Source organism: Salinivibrio siamensis (assembly GCF_001996005.1).
GTDB lineage: Bacteria > Pseudomonadota > Gammaproteobacteria > Enterobacterales > Vibrionaceae > Salinivibrio > Salinivibrio siamensis.
On sequence record NZ_MUFB01000011.1, the window covers coordinates 1 to 17,497 of the forward strand.

15 protein-coding genes are annotated in these 17,497 nt (G+C 48.7%); 8 read left to right on the top strand and 7 right to left on the bottom strand.

Annotated features, from left to right (window positions below):
* Positions 1-141: 141 nt before the first annotated feature.
* Both BZG73_RS07325 and BZG73_RS07330 read left to right on the top strand, forming a co-directional pair.
* On the top strand, positions 142-516 hold the full coding sequence (locus BZG73_RS07325) for a diacylglycerol kinase (protein WP_077667989.1): 375 nt from the start codon (positions 142-144) through the stop codon (positions 514-516).
* Between the two features lie 21 nt (positions 517-537).
* Positions 538-2,460, top strand: coding sequence for an LTA synthase family protein (locus BZG73_RS07330; RefSeq protein ID WP_321166653.1), 1,923 nt, complete (start codon positions 538-540; stop codon positions 2,458-2,460).
* Positions 2,461-2,537: 77 nt separating this feature from the next.
* Here BZG73_RS07330 and BZG73_RS07335 read toward each other — a convergent pair whose 3' ends face one another.
* The 3 genes from BZG73_RS07335 to BZG73_RS07345 all read right to left on the bottom strand — a co-directional run bounded on the left by BZG73_RS07335 (position 2,538) and on the right by BZG73_RS07345 (position 5,054).
* Positions 2,538-3,725 carry an acetate kinase gene (locus BZG73_RS07335; protein WP_077607448.1) on the bottom strand — a complete coding sequence of 396 codons (1,188 nt, stop codon included), beginning with the start codon at positions 3,723-3,725 and terminating at the stop codon, positions 2,538-2,540.
* A gap of 146 nt (positions 3,726-3,871) precedes the next feature.
* Positions 3,872-4,252: a hypothetical protein gene (locus tag BZG73_RS07340; protein WP_077667991.1), complete on the bottom strand. Its 381-nt coding sequence runs from the start codon at positions 4,250-4,252 to the stop codon at positions 3,872-3,874.
* Positions 4,253-4,571: 319 nt separating this feature from the next.
* Positions 4,572-5,054 (bottom strand): TetR/AcrR family transcriptional regulator, encoded by a 483-nt coding sequence (locus BZG73_RS07345; protein ID WP_046075717.1) that lies wholly within the window; start codon positions 5,052-5,054, stop codon positions 4,572-4,574.
* 363 nt (positions 5,055-5,417) lie between these two features.
* Here BZG73_RS07345 and BZG73_RS07350 point away from each other — a divergent pair, with 363 nt between their 5' ends.
* Together BZG73_RS07350 and BZG73_RS07355 are read left to right on the top strand one after the other, a co-directional pair.
* Positions 5,418-7,073 carry an AMP-binding protein gene (locus BZG73_RS07350; protein WP_077607450.1) on the top strand — a complete coding sequence of 552 codons (1,656 nt, stop codon included), beginning with the start codon at positions 5,418-5,420 and terminating at the stop codon, positions 7,071-7,073.
* A gap of 231 nt (positions 7,074-7,304) precedes the next feature.
* Entirely contained in the window at positions 7,305-7,601 is a 297-nt protein-coding gene (locus tag BZG73_RS07355) for a DUF406 family protein (protein ID WP_046075715.1), read from the top strand.
* Between the two features lie 84 nt (positions 7,602-7,685).
* Here BZG73_RS07355 and BZG73_RS07360 read toward each other — a convergent pair whose 3' ends face one another.
* Complete coding sequence (locus BZG73_RS07360; protein ID WP_046075714.1) at positions 7,686-8,300, bottom strand: DNA-J related domain-containing protein; 615 nt, start codon at positions 8,298-8,300, stop codon at positions 7,686-7,688.
* 397 nt (positions 8,301-8,697) lie between these two features.
* Here BZG73_RS07360 and BZG73_RS07365 point away from each other — a divergent pair, with 397 nt between their 5' ends.
* Both BZG73_RS07365 and BZG73_RS07370 read left to right on the top strand, forming a co-directional pair.
* Positions 8,698-9,471, top strand: coding sequence for an EAL domain-containing protein (locus tag BZG73_RS07365; protein WP_077667992.1), 774 nt, complete (start codon positions 8,698-8,700; stop codon positions 9,469-9,471).
* 128 nt (positions 9,472-9,599) lie between these two features.
* Positions 9,600-11,000, top strand: coding sequence for a multicopper oxidase family protein (locus BZG73_RS07370; protein ID WP_077667993.1), 1,401 nt, complete (start codon positions 9,600-9,602; stop codon positions 10,998-11,000).
* A gap of 79 nt (positions 11,001-11,079) precedes the next feature.
* Here the strand turns inward: BZG73_RS07370 and BZG73_RS07375 are convergent, their stop codons facing one another.
* The gene (locus BZG73_RS07375) at positions 11,080-13,035 is read right to left on the bottom strand and encodes a methyl-accepting chemotaxis protein (RefSeq protein WP_077667994.1); all 1,956 of its coding nucleotides are present in this window, start codon (positions 13,033-13,035) and stop codon (positions 11,080-11,082) included.
* 240 nt (positions 13,036-13,275) lie between these two features.
* Between BZG73_RS07375 and BZG73_RS07380 the strand changes: the two genes are divergently transcribed.
* The gene (locus BZG73_RS07380; protein ID WP_046075710.1) at positions 13,276-13,623 is read left to right on the top strand and encodes a carboxymuconolactone decarboxylase family protein; all 348 of its coding nucleotides are present in this window, start codon (positions 13,276-13,278) and stop codon (positions 13,621-13,623) included.
* A 96-nt stretch (positions 13,624-13,719) separates the two neighbouring features.
* Here BZG73_RS07380 and gcvT read toward each other — a convergent pair whose 3' ends face one another.
* Both gcvT and BZG73_RS07390 read right to left on the bottom strand, forming a co-directional pair.
* Complete coding sequence (gcvT, locus tag BZG73_RS07385; protein WP_077666097.1) at positions 13,720-14,835, bottom strand: glycine cleavage system aminomethyltransferase GcvT; 1,116 nt, start codon at positions 14,833-14,835, stop codon at positions 13,720-13,722.
* Positions 14,836-14,899: 64 nt separating this feature from the next.
* The gene (locus tag BZG73_RS07390) at positions 14,900-15,502 is read right to left on the bottom strand and encodes a helix-turn-helix domain-containing protein (RefSeq protein ID WP_077668020.1); all 603 of its coding nucleotides are present in this window, start codon (positions 15,500-15,502) and stop codon (positions 14,900-14,902) included.
* Positions 15,503-16,083: 581 nt separating this feature from the next.
* On the opposite strand from BZG73_RS07390, the gene BZG73_RS07395 reads away from it, so the two are divergent.
* Entirely contained in the window at positions 16,084-17,484 is a 1,401-nt protein-coding gene (locus BZG73_RS07395; RefSeq protein WP_046075707.1) for an L-serine ammonia-lyase, read from the top strand.
* The last annotated feature ends 13 nt before the right edge of the window (positions 17,485-17,497 follow it).

Sequence of the window (17,497 nt, forward strand, 5' to 3'; positions counted from 1 at the left end):
ACTAGGTATTATGGATATATCAACATCTGAATATCAAAAAAACAAAGATATTTTTTCACTTACTAGGTATTATGGATATATCAACATCTGAATATCAAAAAAACAAAGATATTTTTTCACTTTGTCGTCAATAGGTAGAATATGAAACCAGGCTATAAAGGCATTAAAAGAATTTTTAAAGCAACCGAGTTTTCAATCAAAGGTTTGAAAGCGGCGTGGAAGAACGAAGCAGCATTCCGTCAAGAAATCTTGCTTGCCTTAATCTTAGTCCCATTGGCATTACTCATGCCCATTGCATTACTAACTAAACTCATATTAATTGGGAGCCTATTGCTTGTACTAATTGTCGAGCTCATTAACTCTGCCATTGAGGCTGTTGTTGATCGTATAGGTAATGAGCACCATGAGCTAAGCGGTCAGGCAAAAGATATTGGATCTTCGGCCGTACTGTTGACATTAATTCTTGCACTATTGACGTGGTTGAGTGTCATAGTAGATTTTATAATTCAGGGGTGAGAGATGCGAATCATAAATTTAATGAAACCAATTTTTATTTTCTTCCTATTAGGATTAGGACTTCTTAGTGCTTTTCGGATTGGACTATTAATTTGGCAGCAAAGCAACATAAGTCATTGGTCTGATTATGTTTATATTTTATCGCAGGGTGTTCGCATAGATATTGCCACTCTATGCTGGCTATATACCCTACCGGCCTTTTTATTGGCACTGCTGCCAACCTCTGGAAAATTTGGTCGTGGGTTTGTTTTTGTCTTGCGGAGTTGGCTGGTCTGTGGGTTAGTCGTATTAGCTTATATGGAGCTTGCTACGCCTTCGTTTATTTTGGAGTATAACCTAAGACCAAATCGGCTATTTATAGAGTATTTAGTTTACCCTAAAGAAGTTTTTTCCATGCTTTGGAAAGGCTATAAGTTACCGTTATTCTTAGGACTTGCAGGAGCGACATTGGTGGGTTTTTATAGCTGGCGATTAAGCGGTAAGCTTACTCAAACGGGAAACCAGCCACGCTGGTGGACACGGCCTATTCTTGCGGTTTGTGTGGTTGCTTTCGGTATCATGGGAGCGCGTTCAACGCTGCAACACCGTCCACTGAACCCAGCACTTGTCGCCTTTTCAACTAATCCGCTATTAAATGATTTAGTACTCAACTCTTCTTATTCGTTGGTCTTTGCCGCCAAATCCATGGCGTCCGAGCGTAATGCTGAAGAATACTATGGCGATATGCCGCTGGAAGAAATCATTTCAACAATTAAAGCTTATTCGCCATCAAGCACACATTATCTCGTTAATTCCGCATACCCAACGTTAAATACGAAGCAAGCGATCGGTAAGGATAAGAAAAATTTGGTCATCTTACTGCAAGAAAGTCTAGGCGCGCAGTTTGTTGGCGCGTTAGGTGGGCTACCGCTTACACCCAACTTAGATAATCTCATGAAGCAAGGCTGGAATTTTACTCAAGCTTATGCAACGGGAACACGGTCGGTACGTGGTATAGAGGCAGTCACAACAGGTTTCACACCAACACCCTCTCGTGCAGTAGTAAAGCTATCAAAAAGCCAAACTGGATTTTTTACTATCGCTGATGTACTGAAACAACAAGGCTATACAACACAATTTATTTATGGCGGTGAGAGTCATTTTGATAATATGAAGTCGTTTTTCCTCGGCAATGGTTTTCAAGATATTGTCGACTTTTCTCAGTTCGAACACCCACAGTTTGTCGGTTCATGGGGTGTTTCAGATCAAGATTTATATAACATGGCTGACAAACAGTTTCGTTCGCTTCATCAAAAAGGAGAGCCTTTTTTTAGTCTTGTTTTTACTAGTTCAAACCATTCGCCCTATGAGTACCCAGATGGACAAATTACACCTTACACTAAGGGAAAAAATACACGCCTGAATACGGTAAAGTACTCGGATCATGCACTCGGTGATTTTTTTAAAAAGGCGAAACAGTCAGACTATTGGCAAAATACCGTCTTTTTGATCATTGCGGATCATGATTCACGTGCTTATGGCGATGATCCGGTTCCCGTTAGCCGTTTTCATATCCCAGCGTTAATTATTGGCAAAGATATTCCTAAACATAAAGATACCCGTTTAGTCAGTAGTTTAGATATGCCACCGACATTACTTTCATTGATCGGTATTGATGCGACAACACCTATGATAGGTCATGATTTAAACCGCGCCGTACCATCTGACTATCAACGTGCAATGATGCAGTTCGATAAAAACTTTGGTTATTTAACACGTGAGTCACTGGTAGTGCTTCAGCCCAAAAAAGACCCTGTCGCCTATCAATATAATTTTGTAAAACAGGCACTCAGTCCGATCAAATTAAACCAAGAAGCGATAGTGCGCGCAAAAGCACATGCACTGATGGGCGGGAAGCTATACAGGCAAGGATTATATCCATCAGGAATAAACAATCCGCGCTGACTCAGTAACATACCGCGAGCAAATAGAGGAACAGCGAGTAATAACACTCGCTGTTTCTATTCAGAGAAGGCTAAGATTCAGGCCATTGCCATGGCTTGTTGCGCGATCACCAGCTCTTCGTTGGTTGGGATCACCAATGCTAGCGGTGACGCTTGGGTGGTGATTTGTCCTGCGGCACCAAAACGCGCGGCGGCGTTGGCATCGGCATCCGCTTGATAGCCAAAAATGGCCAGCTCTTTGAGGATCATCTCACGCACTGGCAGTGAGTTCTCGCCAATTCCGCCTGTGAAAACAATCGCATCCAGGCGAGATAAAGGCACCATGTAACTTGCGATGTATTTTGCTACGCGATAAGCGAACATTTCTAGCGCCAATTGTGCGCCTTTGTGGCCCTGCTCTGCCGCCTCGACCAAGCCTCGACAATCGTTCGTCAATTCCGAAACACCCAATAAACCTGCTTTGTCAAGCAGTTCATGATGGATCTCATCGGTACTCAGGCCTTTTTTGGAGAGAAACTCTAAAATGGATGGGTCGATATCGCCACAGCGTGTGCCCATCATCAATCCCGCCAATGGCGTGAAACCCATGCTGGTATCGACACTTTGGCCATCTTTCACCGCACACAAAGACGCACCGTTGCCAAGGTGTACGGTGATTACGTTGGTTTGCTCAGGTGCTTGGTTAAGCCATTTAGCGGCTTCACGACTCACATAATAATGGCTGGTACCGTGGAAGCCGTAACGACGAATGCCATAATCATTATAGAGCTGACGCGAGATCGCGTAGTGATACGCTTTTTCCGGCATGGTTTGATGGAATGCGGTATCGAAAACCGCGACTTGCGGCAAGCTTGGGAAGGCTTTGCGTGCCGCTTTGATGCCCACTACATGCGCGGGATTATGCAATGGCGCCAAGGCTTTTAGCGCATCGATTTGCGCCAGTACGGCATCGTCTATCAAGGTGGCTTGACTGAAGGTTTCACCGCCGTGTACCACTCGGTGGCCAACGGCCTGAAGTTTGTCACTCAACTGGTTGCTTTCGATAAGGCCCACAATGATGTCCATGGCCTCTTGGTGGTGGTTGCTTCCTGCACTTAAGGTTTTCTCGGTTTTTTCACCGTCGACTTTCCAGCTCATCCGCGCGTCATCGCGCCCAAAGCATTCTCCAGCGCCGGAAATCACAGCATCGCCAGTTTGCGCATCCATCAGCGCGAATTTTAATGACGAGCTACCTGAATTAATAACGAGTACCAGTGCATCACTCATAGGGTTACCTTATTGGCAGAATTAGGGTCACGGCTCACTACCGTCACCCCATTATTAAAATATTTTTGAATAATTCAACTGTCGTTATAGTAATAGCATAATTGCGCAACAATTTACTGCTTAAGATCAAGCTAAGTGCGCACAGACTAGGCAAAAAATAAAACCGATAGATAGCTCACGGCAGCGACAGCCAACACTAATGAAAAATAAGTAACCAGGGCACGTCTCCGGCGGATCCAAGTCCCTACGCCCGCGAGTAGGCTGCGATGTGGACCCGTCATCCCTAGGCTGAGAGCATATTGATGAGCTAGACGTTGGTGGCCTTGCGCATATAACCGCTCAAGCAGCTGGTGGACATGCGCCACTGAGCAGTGACCCAGCACAGCCATACACTCCTCATGGGGCATGACCGTGAGCAATTCAACTTGCTTGTTGAGCTCATATTGCAAAAAGGCATTGCGAGCAGCCACGATTTCTGACGTTGAAAAAGTGGTCGGTTCAGTAAAAGCGTTGTTCATTACCGTCATGGCGAATCTCCCGATTGGCAGCAGGTAACGACCATCAACAACATAGTGCCCAGCAGGGCAGAGTGATGTATAACAGCGAGAGGAGAAAAACAAAGCAGGCGGGGCCAACTATCAACGACAGTCGGTAACAATGAAATGTAGCAATACCAACAGTCGCTATTTTTCTCCGTTAAGACTCGGAGGATGGTCGGTATTGTTCATGGTTATCTCCAAATACATGTGTTGCTTAGAAAGCATGACAACTATACCAAAAAACGCAGGGACTGTCTGTCAACGGAAGGTCATCTCTCACCCCATACGAACAATAATAGCCATGACATTAGGATTTCGTTTCAGCTCGCTGACGACATAACAACACACTGGCGCCCAACAGTTGCGAAAAAGCGACCGTTAAATCGGTTTGCATTTGTTGTTCACACTCTTGCTGTAGTGTTTTTAAACATCTGAATGCGGCACCATTATCGGCTTTTCCGCTTATTAACACATAAAAACAAAGCTTTAGTGTTGCTTTAAACTCACCCTCGGCATGCATCGCCTGCATCCAGCTTTTCATAAACGCATTGATGGTACTGCGAGTATCGAGGGGCGTACGCAGGCTCTCCACCAAAAAAGGCTCTAATGCGACCATAAAATCTTGCTTGCGGGGAAAGTGGTGGCTGATCCCGGTGCGCGATACGCCTGTCGCTTCACTGAGCGTGGTATAAGACATTCCTTCATAACCAAGCGCCAACAGCTGCCGCTTCGCCTCTGCCAAGATAGTCTCAATGGTTTGCTGTGTTTGGGCTTTACTGCGTTTTGGCATGCGTAATCTGTTCTCCCCGTCAATCGCCGTCATTGGCGCTGTGATGACACGCGCGCCACTCGGCTCGCGGTCAGGCTAACTCACGAAAAAGTCCCGCCCCTTTTAAAATAGTACAGACTGACTCACTCAGCCTGACACTAACGCTTTACCAAGACGCTGAAGCGGATCAAACTTCCAAAAACCTTATTGAGAAGAATATGAAAAAACTGAAAAATCCGAAGCAAATCACTGCAAATAGTGCCGTCAGTCATAATTTGAACACGTGTTTAAATGATTATCTTGCTTCTCCTCGCCCCTGATCACTAAATTAACATTATTATAACGTTTAAACGTAGTCTTACGTTGCGACAATGAGGAAGTCCAATGTCACATATCAAACCGAACGATCAGATCCTGCGGTGGGCCGATGAACGTCCAAGCCATGTTTTTCTGCGCCAAATTCACGGCCGCCGCTTCCATGACTACACCTTTGCTGATGTGGCCGACCAAGCATTGCGTATGGTTACCGCACTGCGTGATATGGGACTGAAACCCGGCGATAAAGTCGCGCTCATCTCTAAAAACTGCGCTGAATGGTTTATTGCCGATTTAGCGATGATGATGGGCAGCTATATCAGCGTGCCGATATTTCCCACAGCCGGGACAGACACCATTGATCATGTGGTGACCCACAGCGAATCGAAAGCCATGTTTGTGGGCAAGCTTGATGACAGTAAAGCCCTGAGCGCCTCACTGGAAAACATGCCAGGCTTAAAGACCATTGCCTTTCCCTATCCCACGATTAGCTGCCATTACGAGTGGCATGATTTGATCGCCAACCATGAGGCATCAGATGAGCGCCCTGTGCATCAAGACAGTGATGTGATGTCCTTGGTGTATACCTCGGGCACATCTGGCTTACCTAAGGGGGCGATTTTAAGTTATGGCGGCTACTGCTGGTCCGCTCAGCGTTTGATTGACCATATTGGCATTGAGCCTGATGACCGTTTGTTCTCTTATCTCCCACTGGCGCATATTACTGAACGGGTTTATATCATGGGGTCAGCAATTATGGGCGGGATCCCTACCGCTTTCCCTGAATCGCTCGATACCTTTATCGAAGATGTCAAAATGCATCGCCCCACCTTGTTCATTTCTGTTCCTCGGCTTTGGACGCTGTTCCAGCAACGTATTCAAGAAAAGCTGCCGGACGGCAAACTCAACCTCCTGCTTCGCATTCCGTTGGTCAATAACCTGATCAAAAGCAAAATTGCAAAAAACCTCGGATTGGATCAGGCGCGCGTGTTGGGCTGTGGCTCGGCGCCTGTTGCTCCTGCCCTGCTGCAATGGTATGAAAAACTTGGGTTGCACATTACCGAAGCGTGGGGCATGACTGAAAGCTATGCCTACAGCACCCTCAATTATCCGTTTAGAGCAGACAAAATCGGTACTGTAGGCAATGCAGGTCCCGGCGTTGAAATCAAAATTGCTGACGATCAGGAGATCTTAGTCAAAAGTCAGGGGCTTTTTAGCGGCTATTACAAAAACGAAGAAGCCACCGCAGAAACCTTGGTAGATGGCTGGTTGCATACCGGCGATCTCGGTGAACTCGACAACGAGGGGTATCTCAGTATTTCGGGTCGCAAAAACGACACCTTTAAAACCGCCAAAGGTAAGTTTGTCGCGCCCGTGCCAATTGAAAAGCGTTTGTTCGAGCTCTCTAATGCCGAGATGCTCTGTGTGATCGGTTCAGGCATGCCTGCGCCTATTCTGCTCGCGCTGCCACACCATTTTCCACATTTTGACCGCGCGCGTTATGAGCGCCGGGTGAAGAAGGTGATTGATACCATCAATGGGGAGCTGGAGTCACACCAGCAAATCAAAGGCGTATTGATGATTAAAGAACCTTGGAGTATTGAAAACGGCAAACTCACGCCGACGCTGAAAATTCGCCGCCACAAGCTGGAGCAAGAGTATCATGATATCGGTACTCACTGGCCAAAAGGCACCTTGGTGCAATGGGAAGAAGACTGGGACTGATCCTTTCACTCATCGCCTGATAACACTCACCCACTATTGGCATAGACGCGCATAGTGGGTGATGTTTTTCTCCGTACCTGGCTGATATCGATAAGCCGTGCTACAAACATCGCAAAACCTGACCTGCCTCAATGTGCCACAACCAAGACTTTGCTAAAGATCGTCGTATCGACTTACAGCAGGCCACCCACACACTTTTTATGCCTGCTGCTTTTAACGTAGGGAAAGACCATGAAAGAGAATCAAACCGACACCTGTGATGCATGTGGTGTCAGCGCTGAAATAGGTTACATCATTTCTGAGGGCGACGAAGTAGCAGAAGTGACCATTCACGGCGACAGCAACGACGCGGTGCAAGCACGCTTCGAGCAATACCTCGCCCTTGCAGAAAGTATTAATCCTGCSGTTAAGCATGACTTTGACCCGCAACAGCTCGATGGCCATCGCGCGCACATCAAGCTACAGTTTGAATGCAGTGCCGAAAAGCTGATTTTTGAATTGCGCAGCCGCGGGCTCAATAACGCGTAAATATCACGCGAAAACACCATGCGTTTCAGTGGTTCAAGCAACAGGGTGTTATCTCACACCCTGTTGTTGCTTGCTGAACACTGTTTATAAGCGCAAACTTTGCCAAGCCTCGCACATCTCTCGGAAGGTGGTTGCATCTCCCTCGGGCCGATCTGGATGCCACTTCAGTGCCATTTTGCGCCACTGACGACGGATTTCATGCTCACTGGCATTCTCATCCAACCCCAACACTTTTAACGCCTTATTGCGCTCCAACATGGCCTCACCCGGCGCCTCATTGCCAATATGACGCTGGTAGTGCTTCCAAAACGACGACAGCAGCTCTTTCACGTCATCTTGGCTGGCGTCATAGTTATTCCAGTCCATGTAGTAATCACGCAATGGATCCTGATAATCAATTTCTTTGGCCACAAAGCCACTGTTACCAACCCGCCATTGCAGCTGGATATCCATTGACTCAACCTGCAACCATTGCTGTGGCAACAACATTTCTTGTAGTTGATACAAGGCATTCATTATCAAGAAATTGCGTTTGAATAAATCAAGGTGGGGGTCAGCATCGAGCTGGGCCATCATGGTGTCTTTTTGCAGCTCACCGAGTAGGTGGTGCACTTTCCAGCTTTGTCGCGTTGATTCTAGAATACTGAGTATTGGCCAAATCAGGGGGTTGTCTATTTCATCCCGTTTTTCAGCAAGCATGACGTTCATCCTCTGTCACTGGCCAGCTACCTTGAACCGGCATCTCTTGGGGTTGGTTGTAAAGCCACCTTATTAAGGTATAAACCAATTCTGGCTATTTTGTAGCAAATATCGGGAAATCCATTTTCAAGGCACGCCTATATAACCGCGTTCTCCGCCATCATAATGACACTCCCAACGTTGCCGATTAAATACTAAGCATATCCAGTGCCAACTTATGATGAAAAAGAGACCGTTTTGGCATATTAAAACCAAGTCTTGTCTGTTTATGTCGAGTCAACATCACAAGGCATTCACCTTAAACCGTGCAAACCCCATAATTTTTGTCATCTAATTCGCATTATGCCCAGAACTCCATTAACCTTTTTACAAGGACATACTAAACAACCGCTTTTCTATGACAGCATCTTCAACACAATGTGAGGCCTGCAGGGATGCGCAGCCACTCGCATTCGATTTTACCATGGCATTCCAGCCCATTATTCAGCTCTCTACGCATTCCATTTATGCCTACGAGGCACTTGCCCGTGGCAAAGACGGTAGCGGTGCGGGCAGTGTGTTTCAGCATGTCAACAAAGAGAATCAGTATCAGTTTGACCAAACCTGCCGGATCAAGGCGGTCAAACTCGCGGCCGAACTATCTATCCCTTGTTACCTCAGCATTAACTTTATGCCGAATGCGGTTTACGAGCCAGAGCGTTGTATTCGTACCACCCTTAAAGCGGCGAACGACTATAACTTCCCACTTGATCGGATTCTGTTTGAGTTCACGGAAGGTGAAGAAGTGTTGGATTACAGCCATATTCAACGCATTATTCGCTATTACCGCTCGCAAGGTTTTTTAACCGCAATCGACGACTTTGGTGCCGGCTATTCCGGCCTAACCGCGCTAGCCAATATTGACACCCATATGATTAAACTGGACATGGCACTGATACGGAATATTGACACTGACGTTACCAAGCAAACCATTGTGCGCCACAGTGTCGCTATGTGTCATGAACTGGGACGTCAAATTATTGCCGAAGGCGTTGAAACAGAAGGCGAGCTTCAGTGCCTGGTTGGCTTGGGCGTCGACTTCTTTCAAGGGTATTACATCGCTAAACCCGGGTTCGAGTGTTTACCACCTATCAATCAAGCACCTGGATTAGAAGCCTTCCACCGTCAATAAGATGACGACTCAGCGAGTCTTAGCACTCGCTGTTTTAACTCCCTCACAATCACAATTGATAATCTTTCTCAGCTATCAACTTTCAAGGTATACTGTCGCGCAATTACCGCGTTGAACAGGTGTAAAGAATGAATGGTGAATCGCTGAACGCACGTGGCCTCTCTCGGCGTCAATTCTTACAAACAACCGCAGCGGTGGCAGCCCTTTCCACCCTACCCGCTTGCTCGTTAGTCTCAGCGTCCCGAGAAAACGAGCAATGGGAATACCATCTCAGCGCCGAGCCCAGTCAGGCCGCGTTGGTTCCCGGTCATCAGACCGACGTCCTGGCCTTTAATGGCGACATCCCAGCGCCAACGCTCCGCTGCCGCCAAGGCGAGCCAGTGACGATTCACTTTACCAATAACCTCAACGAACCCACCACCATTCACTGGCATGGGTTACGTATCCCCATTGAAATGGACGGTGTTCCTTTCTTATCCCAAGCGCCTATTCAGCCCGGTGAAACCTTTACCTATCGTTTTACCCCACCGGATGCCGGCACCTTTTGGTACCACCCGCATATGAACTCTGTCGTGCAGTTGGGTAAAGGGCTGGTCGGTGCGATTGTGGTCGAGGAAGCCACGCCGGTTGTGTTTGATGAAGAGCACACACTGACACTCAAACACTGGCACCTAGATCGTCAAGGTAACTGGAAAGATCTCGCTATCCCTCGCTATAGCGCGCGTATGGGCACGCCTGGCGAATGGGGCACCGTGAATGGTATTCATCACCCTGAATACACACTGCAAGAAAAGGCGACCACACGGCTGCGCTTAGCCAATGTGGACAATACGCTCACCTATCCGATTCAAGTGCGCGGCGCAGAAGCCTGGATAATCGCCATCGATGGTAACCCGATTGCCACACCACGCCGACTAGAGGAGCACAAGATAGCCCCAGGGATGCGGCTAGATATTGGCCTGATTGCACCAAACGCTGGCGAAAAAATCGAGGTGATGCATATGAAAGGTGACTTTCCTTTCTTACTCGCCAGCTTTACCTCGACACCTTCTCATCTAGAAGAAAAGCCATTGCCCGCTTTGCCGCTCAATCCCGTCACGCCGATCGATTTAGCCAACGCCGAAACCCGCCACTTTGTGTTTGAGTGGGCAGGGGCGATCACACCGGCTGATAAACAAGGCAAAGGGAAACACGAGTTCTGGCTGATGAATAAACGCGCTTGGGAGGGAATGAGTAAAGGTAATATTCCTGAGCCGATCGCCAAACTGGAACGTGGGAAGACCTATATCTTCGATTTAAAAAACGTCACCCAGTACCATCACCCGATTCACCTGCACGGTCACACCTTTACTGTGCTAGAAATGGATGGCAAACCTGTCACGCCATTCCACACTGACACCGTGCTGTTGGGTAAAAATGGCCACGCCAAGGCAGCGTTTGTGGCCGATAATCCTGGCCGATGGATGTACCATTGCCATGTTATTGAGCACATGAAAACCGGCCTGATGGGGTTTGTCGAGGTCGCATAGCGGCCAAATCACGCCTATAAAAAACGGCGAGCACTTGGCTCGCCGCTTTATGCCGTCACTCGGTTTTCACCCGCTGCGATTAACTGTCCTTTTCCGTTTTAAAGCGATTAACTAACTCTGATAGCTCTGAGGCCACCACACGCAGCTCGGCGGCTGTTGCATTGGTTTGCTCTGCCGTTGATGCTGCACTGTTGGCACCTTCCAAAACACTGGTCATATTCTGATTAATATCTTCCGATACCGAGTGTTGCTCTTCTGTCGCCGTGGCAATTTGTGCCGCCATGTCGTGAATTTGTCCTACCAAACTTTGGATGGTGTCAAAGACACTCAAGGCCTCTTCCGTTGCCTCAGTGGTAGTTTGTGAATGCTCAACACTGCCTTGCAGCTTTTCAGAGAGCTGGTTGGTGCGTTGGGTTAAGGCCTGCAACAGTTCATCGATCTCTTCGGTTGATTTGGTGGTTTTTTGCGATAGCACCCGCACCTCGTCTGCGACCACCGCAAAGCCTCGTCCATGCTCCCCGGCGCGCGCTGACTCAATCGCCGCATTAAGCGCAAGCAAATTGGTTTGCTCGGCAATACCTCGAATGGTATCTAGCATAGCGGTGATATTGTCGTTCTCTTTGGTGAGCTCCGCCATCGCACTATCTGCTTCGTTGAGCGTGGTGGCCATTTCTTGCACCGCTGCACGCGTGTTATTCATCAATGCCATGCCTCGGTCCACTTCTGACTGGCACTGCTGGGCGGAGTCCGCCGTTTGATTACAGTTTTGCGATACCTCATTGGCCGTGGCCACCATTTGGTGGAACGCGGTGGCAATTTGCTCTAGCCCTGAGCGCTGCTGATGACTAGCACCATCCAGCTGCTCCGCAAATTGGGTGGTTTGATCGGCATGCGACGACAGCTTGGTCGATCTGTCCTTTATACCGATGATCAGTTCTTGAATCACATCCACAAACTGATTAAACGCGCCCGCCGTTTTGCCCAGCTCATCCTCGCCACGCACCGGTAAACGTTTGGTCAGATCGCCATCGCCACTCGCGGCATCGCTCAGCCCGTCGCTGACCGCAATGATGGATGCCGATATACGGTGGATCATAAAGTAGCCAAGCACACCGAATGCAAGCACGAGGATCAGACTGATGGACAGGATCACCGTTTGCAATTGCGTTACTTGGCCGAGTACCTCTTGCTGCGGCACAATACCAATCAGTCGCCAACCACTCTCCGGTGCTTTGTACTGGTTGACAAAGTAGTCTTTGCCAGCAAAGGAGACGGCGGTAAGTGATTCACTAAAATTCCCACCGCTGTAGACACTTTCGACACTCCGGGCAGGTTCAAAGTTATTGTCTGGGTTGTTCGGATCCGCAAGCACTGTGCCCGTGTCTTCCACCAACACAATATAGCCCGACTCACCGAGGGTGACGTCGCCTAACATATTTGTCAGCGCTTCTAGCGTAACATCAACACCAATCACACCACGCAAACCGTCTTGCGCCTGAAACTCCATCACATAATCGAGCAGAGGTGCGCCAGTGTTCACATCTTGATACGCCGGTACACGCACTGGGTTGTTGCCACTTCCCTGACCCGTTTGGTACCAAGGGCGCTGGCGTGGGTCATAATCTCCCAACTCTCCTTGCGGCCATTGAATGTACCCACCATCGCTCAGCCCAAGAAACACATAGGCGAAATCCTCTCGTGAGTCCCCCATGGATTCCAACAAACCATACGCCCGTGCTTCGACGGGGCTGTTTTGCTCAGAGGTCATGGTCTTCGTCGGGCCCATATATTTGGTGACTGAGCTATCCAAGCGTTTAAGCGCGTCGCTATTACCCAGCATTTTGGCGTTTGCCGCCAGCCCTTCTAAGTAGAATTTAAACGCATTGCCTATGTGCTGCATTTCTTTGTATGAGCTCTGCTCATAGCTTTGTAATGTACTCGTTCGAAACTGATAGAGTGACACAATAGCGATAATGAGGGTGGGCAGGATAACGCCTGTCAGGACGACAACGAGTAAGCGCTTTTTAATACTCATACTGACCTCCGTCAGTGACAGCACATAGGAGCATGTTGGTAAAAAGGTTGAATGTGTTGTTTTAAATTAGAACAACTATTAATGACAATCTAATAAATAACCTATTTCCCCTCACTTTTCCCACGAGACAGCGTCGAGCTGATTACTTTTTTAGACAAATGTAGAGGCTCGGCAGACACAGATTGCATCAACACGCAAAACCCTTTAAATTAGATAAATCTAAATTAAAAGAGAGGCATTATGACAAAGAAGAACTACCAGGAGATCAATCAGCAACAACTGGCGCTTAATAAACAATTCAAAGCACACAGTAGTGATACCCTGTCCGCATTCGGACAGCTACACCGGGCGGCAATGGCTGAGGGCGATCTTGATGTAAAAACCAAAGAGTTAATTGCACTAGGGATTGGTATTGCCGCACGCTGCGATGGCTGTATTGGTGCACACGTAGCCGCCGCTCTCAAACATGGCGCAACCAAACAAGAATGCGTAGAGACCATTAACGTCGCGATCGTAATGGGTGGCGGCCCGTCATTGATTTACGGCTCTCAAGCACTAGAGGCGGTTGAGCAACTAAGTGAGGCGTAGGGATCGCAACCACCTAAAAAGTGGACGTGACCTGCAACAAAAACGCAGCCATCTCTGGCTGCGTTTTTCTCGTCGTCGTATGCGTTCAGGGAGGGCTTAACCGCGATAATACCGCTGCGGCACAAAAGGCATTTTTTCGACCGTCATGGGCAGTTTTTTGCCACGCACTTCCGCGTAGACCTCGGTGCCGGGGGCAATAAACTCAGGCGGGAGATAACCCATCGCCACGGGCATCCCTTTGGTGGGGCCAAAGGTGCCGCTGGTGACCACGCCGATTTCATTATCGTCTGCATCAAACAGCTTGCTGCCTTCACGGACAGGGGCTTTGCTTTGGCCCACCAGCCCAATGCGCTTGCGGCTCACCGCTTTGGTAGCAATTTGTTCAAGGATTTTCGCCTCACCTGGGAAGCCACCCGCACGCTCACCATCGGCGCGACGCACTTTACTGATTGCCCAGATCAAGGTTGCTTCAACCGGCGTAGTGGTGGTATCAAGATCATGCCCATATAAACACAGTCCGCATTCAAGACGCAGCGAATCACGCGCACCCAAGCCAATCCATTCTACCTCGTCGTAAGCTAACAGTGCTTTGGCGAGAGCTTCTGCATGTTCAGCCGGGACAGAAATTTCGAACCCATCTTCGCCGGTGTAACCTGAGCGGCTCACCACGCAGTGAATGCCATTAATCTCAACCGGTTGAATGTCCATAAACACCATATCGTTTACGGTTGGGTTGAATGTCGCTAGTACTTGCGCCGCTTTGGGGCCTTGTAGAGCCAGCAAAGCACGATCTTCTAGGACCTCGACCGACACATCTCCTGTCAAGTTATCGCGCAGGTGCTGAATATCCTGCGCTTTGCAGGCGGCATTCACGACTAAGAAAAGGTGATCGCCTAAGTTGGCAATCATCAGATCATCTAAAATGCCACCTTGCTCGTTAGTGAACAGTGCATAGCGCTGCTTTCCTTCTGGTAAATCCAGTACATCAACCGGGACTAATCCCTCTAATGCTTTCGCCGCATCCGTGCCATGAAGACGAATTTGTCCCATATGGGACACATCAAACAAGCCCGCATGTTCACGACAATGGAGGTGCTCTTTGCGCACGCCCAACGTATATTGCACTGGCATATCATAACCAGCGAATGGAACCATTTTTGCACCCATATCAAGATGCAAGCCGTGTAACGGGGTCGTCAGTAACTCTGCCATTGTTCACTCCATATTGCGCCGGCGGGCCTCTTGCCCACGTTAAGCGATGTATTTGTGTCGTTGGTTAGGAAGCGGTCACCCATAAGATCAGTGCATCGGCATCACTGACGGAGGCCAACATGTGCCCCATGGTAGCGTCGTAATACACACTGTCGCCCTCATTGAGGATGATCGCTTCGTAAAATTCGGAAAAAAATTGGATGCTACCTTCCAGCACCAATAAAAATTCTTCGCCGTCATGGCGGATCCAGTCGCTATAGTCTTCAAACGCGCGCGCTCTGACCCGCGATTTAAACGGCATCATTTTTTTGTTGCTAAGCTGTGTTGCCAACAATTCATGCTCGTACGTGCCAGTGGGATGTGCTTTACCCTGTCCGGCAAACGTCACGTCTCGCCTTCCCGTTGCCTGCCGCTTTTTGGGTGGGGCAAACAATTGCGGGATATCAATGTCCAGCCCATGCGCAAGTTTTTGCATCGCTTGAAAAGTGGGAGATATCTGCTCATTCTCAATTTTGGACAAGGTTGAACGCGCCAAGCCTGTGCGCTGGCTGGCCTCTTCAAGTGTCAGCCCTAACCCGACCCGTACCGCTTTTAAGCGCGGGCCTAAGCGCAATGGTGCAATAGGTTCACGCGCTTCTCCCTCACGCAACGATCGTTCAACCTGCATCGACGGGTACACATCCTGTGTTGATTGGTCTGTTGTCACCAGCTTTTTACCTCTATCGGTTTGTCCCACTGTATTTGACGCTTTAACACTTTTAACAAAAAAGTTTCCTATCGGAAAATACCGGTATCATAAACGTGACGCAACCAGCGAATTGGTGAAAGCAGGCAACCTATCACGCTCACCCCAAACTGAGCCCCCTCACTTTATTTCTCATAAAAACAAAGCATTACACACTTGTTTATTTACCCGTTATTCAATGAACGACGAGTAACCCCCGAGCATTCACCGACATTGATTTGCAATTTACCCTCGCTTAAGATAAAAAGGCAAACGTTTGCGCAGTTATGCAATGGTTTAAAAAGAGAAGGTTTTGTCTCTAGGATCACAACATAGGTTTCTTATTGGAAATTTATTTTGCGGAAAAGTGAACGCTTAGGTACGTTAACAAAATGTTTAAATCAACAGTGCGCGTATTCATCGATCGCGACTGTTGAGTGCAACGTGAAGCAATGTCGACATCTTCGATGTAAGACAGCATGAATAATGACAAAAACGTACCTTACTGATTGAGGAGACAGGCCATGAGTCACAGCATGTTTGACCTGTTCAAAGTCGGTGTCGGGCCTTCAAGTTCCCACACCGTAGGCCCGATGGTGGCCTGTGCACGCTTTACGCAATACGCGGCACAAACGCTCTCAGTGACCGACATCGAACGTGTCAAAGTGGACTTATACGGCTCACTAGCGCTCACCGGGAAAGGCCATGCCACCGATGTCGCCTGTGTGATGGGATTGATGGGCGAAATGCCCGCGACCATAGAGTCAGATGAAATCGATACCATGACCAAGCTGGTCAAAAACGGCGGCGAACTCCCCTTTGCTGGACGCCACTACATCCCATTCAATTGGCAGGCAGATATTGCCTTTCACTATGAGCAAGTACTGCCCGCGCACCCCAACGGGATGACAGTCAGTGCATACGATAAAGCCGGTGACTGTTTGGCCAGCAAGACCTATTTCTCTGTCGGCGGTGGCTTTGTGGTGGAAGAAGGCGAAACCGATGCATTGGCAACAGATTTTGTCCCTCCTCACCCGTTTAATAGTGCGGCGGAGTTGCTTGACCAATGTGCAAAAACGGGCATGACCATCAGTGAGCTGATGTTTACTAACGAAGTGGCACGCGCGCGATATCACGATAGTGGCGCCACACGTGACACGGTTAACCAGGGACTGGATCATATCTGGCAAGTGATGCGTGAGTGCATCGATAGAGGCATTAAACAAGGTGGCGTATTGCCGGGTGGTTTAAACATTAAGCGACGTGCCAAAGGCATGTACGACGCCATTCACGATAAACAAGCCCATGGCTTACCCACAGATACCAATGATTGGGTCAACCTATTTGCCATGGCGGTCAACGAAGAGAATGCCGCCGGTGGTCGTGTGGTCACCGCCCCAACCAATGGTGCGGCAGGCGTGATCCCTGCCGTGCTTGCGTATTACGACAAATTTGTGTCGCCCAATAACCCAGACGGGATCCGTACCTTTATGGCCACCTCTGCGGCTATTGGCTCTTTGTACAAGACCAATGCCTCTATTTCGGCCGCAGAGGTCGGTTGTCAGGGAGAAATTGGCGTGGCGTGCTCCATGGCAGCTGGCGGCTTAGCCGCGGCGATGGGAGCGAGTAATCAACAAATTGAGAACGCCGCAGAGATTGGTATGGAACATAACCTTGGTCTCACTTGTGATCCCATCGATGGCTTGGTGCAAGTTCCCTGTATAGAACGCAATACCATGGGCGCCGTCAAAGCCATTAACGCTACCCGATTAGCCATGGGTGGCGACGGCGAGCACCACGTCTCGCTTGATAGCGTGATCAAAACCATGCATGAGACCGGGCTCGACATGATGAGTAAATATAAAGAAACCTCACAAGGTGGCCTCGCCACCAATGTGATCCCGATTAACGTCGTGGCCTGTTAGCCACCATCGCCAA

What these genes read in the sequence shown, in the direction of transcription:
- BZG73_RS07360 (WP_046075714.1), bottom strand. Translation starts at nt 8,300, where the DNA reads ATGCTTGCTGAAAAACGGGATGAAATAGACAACCCCCTGATTTGGCCA.
- BZG73_RS07365 (WP_077667992.1), top strand. Translation starts at nt 8,698, where the DNA reads ATGACAGCATCTTCAACACAATGTGAGGCCTGCAGGGATGCGCAGCCA.
- BZG73_RS07335 (WP_077607448.1), bottom strand. Translation starts at nt 3,725, where the DNA reads ATGAGTGATGCACTGGTACTCGTTATTAATTCAGGTAGCTCGTCATTA.
- BZG73_RS07375 (WP_077667994.1), bottom strand. Translation starts at nt 13,035, where the DNA reads ATGAGTATTAAAAAGCGCTTACTCGTTGTCGTCCTGACAGGCGTTATC.
- BZG73_RS07350 (WP_077607450.1), top strand. Translation starts at nt 5,418, where the DNA reads ATGTCACATATCAAACCGAACGATCAGATCCTGCGGTGGGCCGATGAA.
- BZG73_RS07395 (WP_046075707.1), top strand. Translation starts at nt 16,084, where the DNA reads ATGAGTCACAGCATGTTTGACCTGTTCAAAGTCGGTGTCGGGCCTTCA.
- BZG73_RS07330 (WP_321166653.1), top strand. Translation starts at nt 538, where the DNA reads ATGAAACCAATTTTTATTTTCTTCCTATTAGGATTAGGACTTCTTAGT.
- BZG73_RS07340 (WP_077667991.1), bottom strand. Translation starts at nt 4,252, where the DNA reads ATGACGGTAATGAACAACGCTTTTACTGAACCGACCACTTTTTCAACG.
- BZG73_RS07345 (WP_046075717.1), bottom strand. Translation starts at nt 5,054, where the DNA reads ATGCCAAAACGCAGTAAAGCCCAAACACAGCAAACCATTGAGACTATC.
- BZG73_RS07380 (WP_046075710.1), top strand. Translation starts at nt 13,276, where the DNA reads ATGACAAAGAAGAACTACCAGGAGATCAATCAGCAACAACTGGCGCTT.
- BZG73_RS07370 (WP_077667993.1), top strand. Translation starts at nt 9,600, where the DNA reads ATGAATGGTGAATCGCTGAACGCACGTGGCCTCTCTCGGCGTCAATTC.
- BZG73_RS07390 (WP_077668020.1), bottom strand. Translation starts at nt 15,502, where the DNA reads ATGCAGGTTGAACGATCGTTGCGTGAGGGAGAAGCGCGTGAACCTATT.
- BZG73_RS07325 (WP_077667989.1), top strand. Translation starts at nt 142, where the DNA reads ATGAAACCAGGCTATAAAGGCATTAAAAGAATTTTTAAAGCAACCGAG.
- gcvT (WP_077666097.1), bottom strand. Translation starts at nt 14,835, where the DNA reads ATGGCAGAGTTACTGACGACCCCGTTACACGGCTTGCATCTTGATATG.